At 68.9% G+C, this 9755-nt stretch carries 9 protein-coding genes, 2 pseudogenes and 1 other annotated feature; of the genes and pseudogenes, 3 read left to right on the top strand and 8 right to left on the bottom strand.

Annotated elements, in window-relative coordinates:
- Window positions 1-86: 86 nt before the first annotated feature.
- A pseudogene (locus H7I57_RS10360) lies at window positions 87-1089 on the top strand (IS3 family transposase); the annotation flags it as partial.
- Window positions 155-286: a sequence feature (AL1L pseudoknot), on the top strand. It overlaps the preceding pseudogene by 132 nt.
- Window positions 1090-1472: 383 nt before the next feature.
- On the opposite strand, the gene H7I57_RS10365 reads toward H7I57_RS10360, so the two are convergent.
- Genes H7I57_RS10365 through H7I57_RS10380 form a run of 4 tightly spaced genes read right to left on the bottom strand, consistent with a single transcriptional unit; the run spans window position 1473 to window position 5540 of the window.
- Window positions 1473-1730: an HPr family phosphocarrier protein gene (locus tag H7I57_RS10365; RefSeq protein ID WP_264023401.1), complete on the bottom strand. Its 258-nt coding sequence runs from the start codon at window positions 1728-1730 to the stop codon at window positions 1473-1475.
- A 29-nt stretch (window positions 1731-1759) separates the two neighbouring features.
- Window positions 1760-3763 (bottom strand): PTS fructose transporter subunit IIABC, encoded by a 2004-nt coding sequence (locus tag H7I57_RS10370; RefSeq protein WP_264023403.1) that lies wholly within the window; start codon window positions 3761-3763, stop codon window positions 1760-1762.
- Between the two features lie 23 nt (window positions 3764-3786).
- Complete coding sequence (gene pfkB / locus H7I57_RS10375) at window positions 3787-4764, bottom strand: 1-phosphofructokinase (protein ID WP_264023405.1); 978 nt, start codon at window positions 4762-4764, stop codon at window positions 3787-3789.
- Complete coding sequence (locus H7I57_RS10380; protein WP_264023406.1) at window positions 4761-5540, bottom strand: DeoR/GlpR family DNA-binding transcription regulator; 780 nt, start codon at window positions 5538-5540, stop codon at window positions 4761-4763. Before H7I57_RS10380 ends, pfkB begins: the two co-directional genes overlap by 4 nt.
- Window positions 5541-5654: 114 nt before the next feature.
- Here H7I57_RS10380 and ptsP point away from each other — a divergent pair, with 114 nt between their 5' ends.
- The gene (gene ptsP, locus H7I57_RS10385) at window positions 5655-7367 is read left to right on the top strand and encodes a phosphoenolpyruvate--protein phosphotransferase (RefSeq protein WP_264023407.1); all 1713 of its coding nucleotides are present in this window, start codon (window positions 5655-5657) and stop codon (window positions 7365-7367) included.
- Window positions 7368-7385: 18 nt separating this feature from the next.
- Here the strand turns inward: ptsP and H7I57_RS10390 are convergent, their stop codons facing one another.
- Complete coding sequence (locus tag H7I57_RS10390; RefSeq protein WP_264023408.1) at window positions 7386-7925, bottom strand: STAS domain-containing protein; 540 nt, start codon at window positions 7923-7925, stop codon at window positions 7386-7388.
- A 253-nt stretch (window positions 7926-8178) separates the two neighbouring features.
- Complete coding sequence (locus tag H7I57_RS10395) at window positions 8179-8427, bottom strand: hypothetical protein (protein ID WP_264023409.1); 249 nt, start codon at window positions 8425-8427, stop codon at window positions 8179-8181.
- Window positions 8428-8545: 118 nt separating this feature from the next.
- On the opposite strand from H7I57_RS10395, the gene H7I57_RS10400 reads away from it, so the two are divergent.
- The gene (locus H7I57_RS10400; protein WP_264023410.1) at window positions 8546-9160 is read left to right on the top strand and encodes a class I SAM-dependent methyltransferase; all 615 of its coding nucleotides are present in this window, start codon (window positions 8546-8548) and stop codon (window positions 9158-9160) included.
- On the opposite strand, the gene H7I57_RS33460 is transcribed toward H7I57_RS10400, so the two are convergent.
- Together H7I57_RS33460 and H7I57_RS10410 are read right to left on the bottom strand one after the other, a co-directional pair.
- Window positions 9058-9378: an EAL domain-containing protein gene (locus tag H7I57_RS33460; protein ID WP_308204335.1), complete on the bottom strand. Its 321-nt coding sequence runs from the start codon at window positions 9376-9378 to the stop codon at window positions 9058-9060. The genes H7I57_RS10400 and H7I57_RS33460 overlap by 103 nt on opposite strands.
- Window positions 9379-9434: 56 nt before the next feature.
- A pseudogene (locus H7I57_RS10410) lies at window positions 9435-9659 on the bottom strand (DsbA family protein); the annotation flags it as partial.
- Window positions 9660-9755 lie beyond the last annotated feature (96 nt).

A 9755-nucleotide genomic window follows, 5' to 3' on the forward strand; every position in this document is an offset into this window, starting at 1 on the left:
TGTGATCCTCGAGAAATCTCATTCTTTCACCACGACAGGGCATTTCGCTGTTACAACCCGCCTCCCATCCCTACCTCATCGGTGAATCCAGGCTTAAAGAGCTGGAGCAGGAGAACCGAGAACTCAAGCGTGCCAATGAAATACTGAAACGTGCGGCGAGTTTCTTCGGGGCGGAGCTCGACCGCCAACACAAGAAATAGTCGCCTTCATCGACGCCAACCGCGACGAGTTCGGGGTCGAGCCCATCTGCACCGTCCTGCGCTCAGCAGGGGTGTCGATGGCCCCGAGCACCTACTACGACACCAAGAGCCGGGTCCCGTCGGCACGCGCGCGCCGCGACGCCGAACTGGGCCCGGCGCTGCGCAAGATCTGGGAGGACAACTACCGCGTCTACGGCGCGGTCAAGTTGTGGAAGCCGCGCGTCGGGCCGGCCACGACGTCGGCCGTGACCAGGTCGCTTGCCTGATGCGTCGCCTCGGCATCGAAGGGGTCCGGCGCGGCAAACAGGTCACGACCACCAAATCCGACGCTGGCGCGGCGCGGCATCCCGACCTCGTCAACCGCCGATTCAGCGCGTCGGCCCCTAAACGGCTGTGGGTGACGGATCTGACCTATGTGCCGACCTGGGCCGGAGTGGCCTACGTCTGTTTCATCATCGATGCGTTCTCCCGGACGATCGTCGGATGGCGGGACGCGTCGAACATGCGCACCACGATGGTCCTCGACGCCCTAGAGATGGCCCGCTGGTCACGCGGAAACACGCTGCCAGGCTTGACCTGTCACTCTGATGCCGGTTCGCAGTTCACGTCCATCCGGTACGGCGAACGCCTGGCTGAGATCGGTGCGCTGCCCTCGATCGGATCCGTCGGCGATAGCTTCGACAGCGCCCTCGCGGAGACGGTCAACGGCTACTACAAGGCCGAGCTGATCTACGGACCAGCGCGCACCGGGCCGTGGAAGACCGTCGAGGACGTCGAGTTGGCCATCCTGAGCTGGGTGTACTGGCACAACACCACCCGCCTGCACAGCTACCTCAAAGACGTTCCACCCGCGGAGTTCGAAGCCACGTTCTACGATGCACAACGGACCAGCCCCTGGTCGCAATCCAATAGCTCGAGCCTCCGGCAGAACCAGGGCGATTCAGTGCCGACGATGGCTGATAAGTTGTGCCGCTGCCTGAGGTGTCTGGCCGGGGCCCGAGGGTTTGGAGCCCAATTCGCGCTCGTCGGTCCACTGTCGCCCACCCGACCAGCGAACTGTGCGGCCGCACGCCGCCAGCAAACCCGAGGCCGCCCGCCGGGCGGCGCAAGAAGTCACGTCGAGGGTACGCGTGGAAGGCACATCGGCAATCGTAAGGGGGCCCGGAGAGGGGTCGTTCCGCTTTCTTGGAGCCCTCAGACGCCGGAATTGCATTCCAGCTAGGCGTGAGCTCGCACTTTGGCTGCTGGAATGCAATTCCGGCGTGGTGAAACCTAGGCGTCGAGGTCCTGCTGGACCAGCTCGACGACGGTGTTGAGCGCGGATTCGTCGTCGGACGCCACGGTGACCTGGGCGCCGTTGCCGGCCCCGAGGGTCATGATCATCAACGCCGAACCGGCGTCGACGGGCTCACCGCCGTCCATCGAGAGCGTGACGGGAACACCGGCGTTGACGACGGCCTCGGCGATGATGGCCGCGGGCCGGGCGTGCAGTCCGATGGACGAGCCGACGATGACGGTCTTGGTGGGCATGGGTTCTCCTTCTCTCGGGGTTGTGCGGGTCAGGCGGCGACGAGCTCGGGCTCGGACTTGGCGCCGGGCTTGATGAACTGCTTGGCGGCAACGACCGCCAGGGCGCCCGCGATGGTGCCGGCCACGATCGCGATTACGAAGCCCAGCTTGTTGTCGATCGCGAACAGCACGAAGATGCCGCCGTGCGGTGCTCGCGACGTCGCGCCGAAGGCCATGCACAGCGCGCCGGTGATCGCGCCGCCGAACATCATCGACGGGATGACGCGCAGCGGGTCGGCCGCGGCGAACGGGATGGCGCCCTCGGAGATGAACGTCGCGCCGAGAAGCCAGGCGGCGCGCCCGTTCTCCCGCTCGGGTTCGCTGAACAGTCCCGGCCGGATGGTGGTGGCCAGCGCCATCGCCAGCGGCGGGACCATGCCCGCCGCCATCACGGTCGCCATGATCTCGAAGGACGCGGTGGTGGCCGCCGCCAGCCCGGCGGTGGCGAATGCGTATGCGGCCTTGTTGACCGGGCCGCCGAGGTCGAAGCACATCATCAGGCCGAGGATGATCCCGAGCAGGACCGCCGACGTGCCGGACATCCCGCTGAGCCACTCGGTGAGGCTGCTGTTGACCCACGCCAGCGGCCGGCCGATCAGGAAGAACATGATCAGCCCGACGACCAGCGACGCGACCAGCGGGGTGATCACGACCGGCATCAGACCGCGAAGCCATTGCGGCACTTTGAGATTGCTGACCCACAGGGCGGTGAAGCCGGCGATCACGCCGCCGACGATGCCGCCGATGAAGCCGCCGCCGATGAACACGGCCAGCGCGCCCGCGGTGAAGCCGGGCGCGATGCCCGGCCGGTCGGCGATCGCGAACGAGATGTAGCCCGCCAGTGCGGGCACCAGGAAGCTGAACGCCAACCCGCCGAGCGTGAAGAGGATGGCCCCGAGGTATTCGGTGAATCCGCCGGGCGGCAGATCGGCGAGCGAGTTGTTCAGCGCGATGTCGTTGCCGGTGTCGGCGATCTCGTAGCCCGCGAACAGGAAGCCCAGCGCGATCAGCAGACCGCCGGCGGCGACGAACGGGATCATGTAACTCACGCCGGTAAGCAGGATCTGACGCGTCCTGGTGCCCCAGCCGACATTTCCCGACGGCGCGTCCGGAGCGGTCGCGCCCGAACCCTCGACCCTCGCCGCGTTCGGATTGTCTGCTGCGGCAACGGCTTCGGCGATCATCTTGGCCGGCTCGTTGATCGCGCGCTTCACGCCGGAGGCGACGACGGGCTTGCCCGCGAAGCGTCCCCTGTCCTTGACCCCGACGTCGGTGGCGAAGATGACGGCATCGGCGTTGGCGATGGTGTCGGCTGGCAGGGGAGTGCTGCCCGAGGATCCCTGGGTCTCCACGACGAAGGTGACGCCGGCCTCCTTGGCCGCGGCGGCCAGCGCGTCGGCGGCCATGTAGGTGTGCGCGATGCCCGTCGGGCACGCGGTGATCGCGACGACGGACTTGGCGGCCTTCTTCTCGGGCGCCGCTGCCGGTGCCGCAGCCGCCGCCGGTGCCGCGGCCGCCGCCGGTGCGGGATTGACGACACCCTCGACGAGGCCGACCACCTCCGCGGGGGTGGCGGCGGTGCGCAGCGACTCGACGAAGTCCTTGCGCACCAACGCCCTTGCCAGGCTGGACAGCAGCTTCATGTGCTCCTGCCCGCCGGAGTCCGGTGCCGCGATCAGGAACGCCAGGTCTGCGGGTCCGTCGGGGGCGCCGAAGTCCACCGCGGGGCGCAGTCGTGCGAACCCGATCGTCGGGGTGTCGACGTACGGTGAGCGGCAGTGCGGGATCGCGATGCCGCCGGGCAGGCCGGTGGCGGACTGCTCCTCGCGTGCCATGGCGGCACCGACCAGACCCGCGCTGTCGTTGGTGCGGCCCGCGGCGGCGAGGCTGTCGGCCAGGCGGGTGATCACCGCCTGCTTGTCGCCCTCGACGTCGGTGTCGAGCAGCACCAGATCGGAGGTGATGACCGGGGGCGAAGAAGTGGAGCTTGTCATGGCACTACTCTCGTCTTTCGTTGTTACTGGGTGGCCGGAATCGGTGAGATCGGCGACACCTGAACCGCATTCAGGTCGATCTCGGCGGGGGTGGGCAGCGTGGTGCCCGGTAGGGCGGCCGCGGCGCTGCCGTAGGCGACGGCCATCTGCAGCCGCTGCGGGGGCACGGCGCCTCCCACCTCGGCGCGGACGTAGCCGGCCAGCGATGAGTCGCCCGCACCCACGGTGTTGCGCGGGACGATCGGTGGCGGGGTGGCCATCCAGGCGCCGTTCTGGTCGACCAGCACCGCGCCCGCGGCGCCGAGGGTGGCGAGAACGGCGCCGATGCCCCTGTCGACCAGTTGTCGTGCCGCCGATACGACTGGTCCCGGATCACCCTGTGCTACAGCGTCTTCCAGTGCCTGGGGCGAGTAGCCCAGAACCCCGGCGAGCTCCTCGGCGTTCGGTTTGATCAGGTCGGGCGCGCCGCGGTGCAGCGAGGCGACGAGGGCGCTCAACGGCGCGTCGGAGGTGTCGACGGCGACCCGGCAGGGCAGTGGGGCCAACAGCGCGACCACGTCGCCGTACCAGCTGGCCGGAACGCCGGGAGGCAGCGAACCCGACATCACCACCCAGGCGGCGCCGACGGCGGCGTCGAGCACGGCGTCGGTGAGCGCGCGCACCGCTGCCGGGTCGAGCGTCGCGCCCGGCTCGTTGAGTTTGGTGGTGGTGCCGTCCGGCTCGGTGATCGTCAGGTTGATCCGGGCGGGCTCGGCCGTCGGCACCACCCGGTAGGACACCCCCGTGGATTGCAGCGCGCTCACCAGCGGGTCGTTGGCGGCCGCGGGAAGGACGGCGAGCGCCTCGACCCCGGCGAGTGTCAGCGCGCGGGCGACGTTGACGCCCTTGCCGCCGGCCTGGCTGGTCACCGAGGTGATCCGGTGCACGGCCCCGCGGGTCAGCGGCGAGGGCAGCGTGACGGTGCGGTCGATGCTCGGGTTGGGGGTGACGGTGACGATCACGAGGTACCTCCTGCGCAGATGACCTCGACGCCCTGCTCGCTCAGCTCGGCGCTGTCGGCGGGACTGATCTCGGGGTCGGTGATGAGGGTGTCGACGCTGGTGATGGGAGCGAAGCTGACGAAGTCCTCGCGGCCGACCTTGGAGGAGTCCGCGGCGACGACGACGTAGTTGGCGGCGCGCACCATCGCCCGCTTGACAGCGGCCTCGTCGCTGTCGGGGGTGGACAGGCCGTGGCGCAGGCTGATGGCGTTGGTGCCGATGAACGCGATGTCGACCCGCAGCGTGTCGAGCACGCGCAGCGTCTGTTCGCCGACGGCGGCCTGGGTGACGCCGCGCACCCGGCCGCCGAGCAATTGCAGCGAGACCGAGGGGACCGCGGCCAACCTGGCCGCGATCGGCACCGAGTTGGTGACGACCACCAGCGGTCGATCCGTCGGCACGTGCGCTGCGATCCGCATGGTCGTGGTGCCCGCATCCATCAGTACCGTCGCCCCGCTCAAGGGGAAGAACTCCGCGGCGGCCGCGGCGATCGCGTCCTTGTGCTCCGCGCGGGTGACGTCGCGCTCACCCACGCCGGGTTCGACTAGGTGCAGCGCCCGAACCGGCACCGCGCCGCCGTGTACGCGGCGCACGATGCCCGCTTTGTCGAGGACGGCGAGGTCGCGGCGCACCGTCTCGGTGGTGACGTCGTACTCCTGAGCCAGCTCGGTGACCGAGGCTCGGCCCTTGGCCATCACCAGTGAGGCGATGGCCTGCTGCCGTTCTTCGGGGTACATGTGCCTCCGCGCCGATGAGGGTATGTGTGGGTATTGACCCGTGTGAATGTTGACATTGTTGGTTTTACCCTCATTCGTGTTGACTTGTCAACAGATTCTTGTAATCTGGTTCACATGACCGCGCCCTCCTCGCTCACGTCACAGCCCTCGTCCTCTCCGCTCGATCCGGGCACCGTTCTGCAGGGTGTGCCCGTCGTCGGCGGAGTCCGGTACGCACCGGTGATCCGGCCCGGCAAACTGCCGGACGTCGACCGGGAGGCCACCCCCGACCTCGCCGAGGCCGACCGGCCAGCCGAGGTGGAACGGTTCACCGCCGCCGCGGCGGCCGTCGCGACCCGGTTGCGGGACCGCGCCGCGCACGCCACCGGCGTCGCGTCCGAGGTGCTGGACGCCACGGCCACCCTGGCGCAGGACCGCGCCTGGCTCGGCGCGGCCGAGAAGCGCATCAAGGAAGGCGCTCCCGCGGTGCGTGCCGTGGTCGGCGCGGTCGACCAGTTCGTCGACATGTTCACCAAGCTCGGCGGCCTGATGGCCGAGCGGGTCACCGACCTGCGCGACATCCGTGACCGCGTCATCGCCGAACTCAACGGACTACCGGAACCGGGTGTCCCGGTGCCCGAGGAGCCCTCGATCCTGTGCGCCGAGGATCTGGCGCCCGCAGACACCGCGGGCCTGGACCCGAGCCTGGTCGTGGCACTGGCCACCACGCTCGGCGGACCCACCAGCCACACCGCGATCATCGCCCGTCAGTTGGGGATCCCCTGTGTCGTGGCCGTCCACGGTCTCGACCACGTTCCTGACGGAGCGATGGTCCTCGTCGACGGCACCCGGGGCACCGTCACCGTCGCCCCGGACGAAGGCGCCGCCCGCGAAGCGGTGGCCGAAGCCGAGCGGGTCGCAGCGCAAACCGCGAACTGGTCGGGCCCGGGTGCCACCTCGGACGGGCACGCCGTCGCAGTCCTGGCCAACGTGCAGGACGGTGCCGCCGCCCGCTCGGCTCGTGAGACCCCGGCCGAGGGCATCGGGTTGTTCCGCACCGAGCTGTGCTTCCTCAACCGCGACACCGAGCCCACCGTCGCCGAGCAGGCCGACATCTACACCGAGGTGCTTGAGGCATTCGCCGGCCTCAAGGTCGTCGTCCGGACTCTCGACGCCGGATCGGACAAGCCGCTCAAGTTCGCCGGGCATCCCGACGAGGCCAACCCCGCGCTCGGCGTTCGCGGCATCCGCATCGCCGAGAACAACCCGGGCCTGCTGACCAACCAGCTCGAGGGCATCGCCGCGGCCGCGGAGCGCACCGGCAGCAGACCGTGGGTGATGGCGCCGATGATCGCCACCCCGCAGGAGGCGGAACACTTTGCCGCCCAGGCACGTTCGTACGGGCTGACGCCGGGTGTGATGATCGAGGTGCCCGCCGCGGCGCTGCTCGCCGAGAAGATCCTCGACCATGTCGATTTCCTGTCGATCGGGACCAACGACCTGGCCCAGTACACGATGGCGGCCGACCGGATGTCGGCCGACCTCGCGACCCTGACCGACCCATGGCAGCCCGCGGTGGTGGCCCTGGTCGCGATGACGGCCCGTGCCGGCGCCGCGGTGGGCAAACCGGTCGGGGTCTGCGGCGAGGCCGCCGCCGATCCGCTGCTGGCGTGCGTGCTCACCGGTCTCGGGGTGACGTCACTGTCGGCCGCCGCGGCGGCAGTGCAGGCCGTGGGGGCCAAGCTCGCGCAGGTGTCGCTGCAGCAGTGCCGCGAGGCGGCCGACGCCGTGCTGACCACGGCCAGTGCCGCCGACGCCCGCGCGGCCGCCCGGGAAGTGCTGGGCTGAGCCGCCGGCCGTCAGCGACTACGCCGACTGGTGGCGGTACTTGACGACCGCCCGCTTCGCGGTGACGGTCGTGGTCGCCGGTGGCTGGGGGCGGGCCCGCCAACCCGACTGTCCCGTCCAGACCAGTTGGCGGCGGCACTGCGCGAGACGGTCGAGCCGCGCGAGCGCCGAGGCGAGGTCATCATCGAGCGGCAACTCGCCGTGGGGGTCGCAGACCGACAACAGGCGGCGCAGCGCGCGGCCCCCGATGATCGCCCAGTCCACATCGCTGCGAGCGCAGTTCACGCTGATGTAGTACAGCGCGGTGAACGCCTGCGTACCGCAGAAGTCGACGGCGCGCAGGTCGAGCACCAGTTGCTTGGACATCCTGGCGTGGCTCTCCACGTAGCGGCCCAGAGCGCGGCCGTTGACGGCATCGATCTCCCCGCGGACCGCGACGGCGACCCGCGTCGAAGAGCAGTGGCGCACGGCGAAAGTCGCCCTGCCGCAACGCTGCAGCTCTTCTGGCGATCCCGTAGCCGAGTGGTAAACCAAGTTGTCACCGGATACGGACGTCATCGATTCCCCCATGTCGTGCCTCCCTGGCCATGGCCCACAATCGGGCTGCGCGGTGGTGGTGCGGCAGCTGGGCTGGGAACTCAACCAAAGTTGAGAGTAGTACGGATTCCGTAGCCGGTGACGAACTTCACAGAAATTGACGCCAGTGCACGCCAGCCAGGGGTTTTGTCAATTTTGCCGATCGGCGTTCGTGACGTTACCGCTGGCAGGCAGCCGAAACCGCGACGAAATCCGTTGCGCTTGCAACGAAGGCTCAGGATGTCCAGCCGGTTGCCTGCGGCCACAACTCCACGTCCTTGCCGTCACACCTCAGCGTCACGTAGTCGTACCCGCGGTCGGCAGCCTCCGCGGTCCGGTCGGCGTAGACCCGTCGCGCTTCTGCTTCGGTTCCCTGGACGATCGAGGTTTCCTCCGCGCCGTCGCCACGGTTGGCTGTGTTGTACAGCCTGGCGACGACGACTTCCCACACCTCGGCCGAAGGCGGTTCTTTCCCAGCGGTCATCGGAGCTCCTCCCTCTTGACCGAGGGGGTACCCGCTTTTTGGCCGAGGGGGCGCCCGCTTTCCTTGGATGGCCGCTCCTCGGTGGCATGATCTCCGCGACGAGAGGAGTCGATCGATCGTGCGCTTTCCACCACAAGACGCGTTCGCCGAAGAGGTCTCGCACTGGTACGACATCCCGGGATGGTTCCACTGGCGCGAGGGCCAGGAGGAGGCTGTCGCCACCTTCGCCGAGGGCAGCACGTTCGTGGAGGTCGGGTCCTACCTGGGTCGCAGCCTGTGCTCGCTGGCCGACGTCGTGCGCGGCTCGGGACGTGACTACACGGTGATCGGTGTGGACACCTGCCGCGGCAGTGGACAGGAAGGTCCGGCCCACAAGAACGCGCACGGTCCTGCGGTCGAGTACGGCGGCGGAACGTTCGCGGGCCTGTTGCACCGCAACGTGATCGCGTGCGGATTCGCCGACACCGTGCACGTCTTCATCAGCTCATCGCCGCGGGCGGCCGACTTCTTCGCCGACGGCTCCCTGGCATGGGTCCACCTCGACGCCCGGCACGACTACGACAGCGTCGCCACCGACATCGATGCGTGGGCGCCGAAGGTGAATCCCGGCGGCTGGCTGTCCGGAGACGACTACGACGACCGTTTGTGGCCGGGGGTCGTCGCCGCGGTTCGTGACCGGCTGCCCGATTCGCACGGCTGGTTGACCGCACAGTGGCGGTGGCTCAAGCCGTGAGGCGTCGATCCTGCTCCAGGGGAGGCCTTCTGGCGGTGTGACGACAACGCGGCTCTCATCTCGCTCATGCGCACCGGGCGCCCGAACAGGTACCCCTGAGCCATCCGGCAGCCCGCGGTGTGCACCATGTCGGCCTGCGCCGCGCTCTCGATCCCCTCGGCGAGCACGTCGAGCCCGAGCGCGCCGCACACGTCGACCATGGACCGGTACAGGGCCAGGCCCCGGCCGGTGTCGGCGCGCTTCGCTCCAGGCGCGAAGGTAGCGGTGCGGGCTCCTACTTTTGAAGTGCCTGGTCAAGTGCGGTGGTGAGGTCTTCATAGCTGCGCGGTTGAAGTCGTTCACCGTCGAGGAAGAAGGTGGGGGTTCCTTGCACTCCGAGGGCGGTCCCGTCGGCGATGTCGAGTTTGATGCGTTCCAGGGTTGCCGGGTCGTTGTAGGCCGCGTCGAAGGCTGCCATGTCCAGTCCGAGTTCCTGGGCGAAACCGCGGAACACGTCGTCCTTAGCCTTGATTCACCGATCGACCCTCGGCGTGGGGGCGAATTCGGTTGTGCGCTTTGGAGTCGGGGTGGGCCGTTGTGCGGGATCAGATGATGG

It is taken from the genome of Mycolicibacterium pyrenivorans (assembly GCF_025821625.1).
In the GTDB taxonomy this organism is placed as follows: Bacteria; Actinomycetota; Actinomycetes; order Mycobacteriales; family Mycobacteriaceae; genus Mycobacterium; species Mycobacterium pyrenivorans.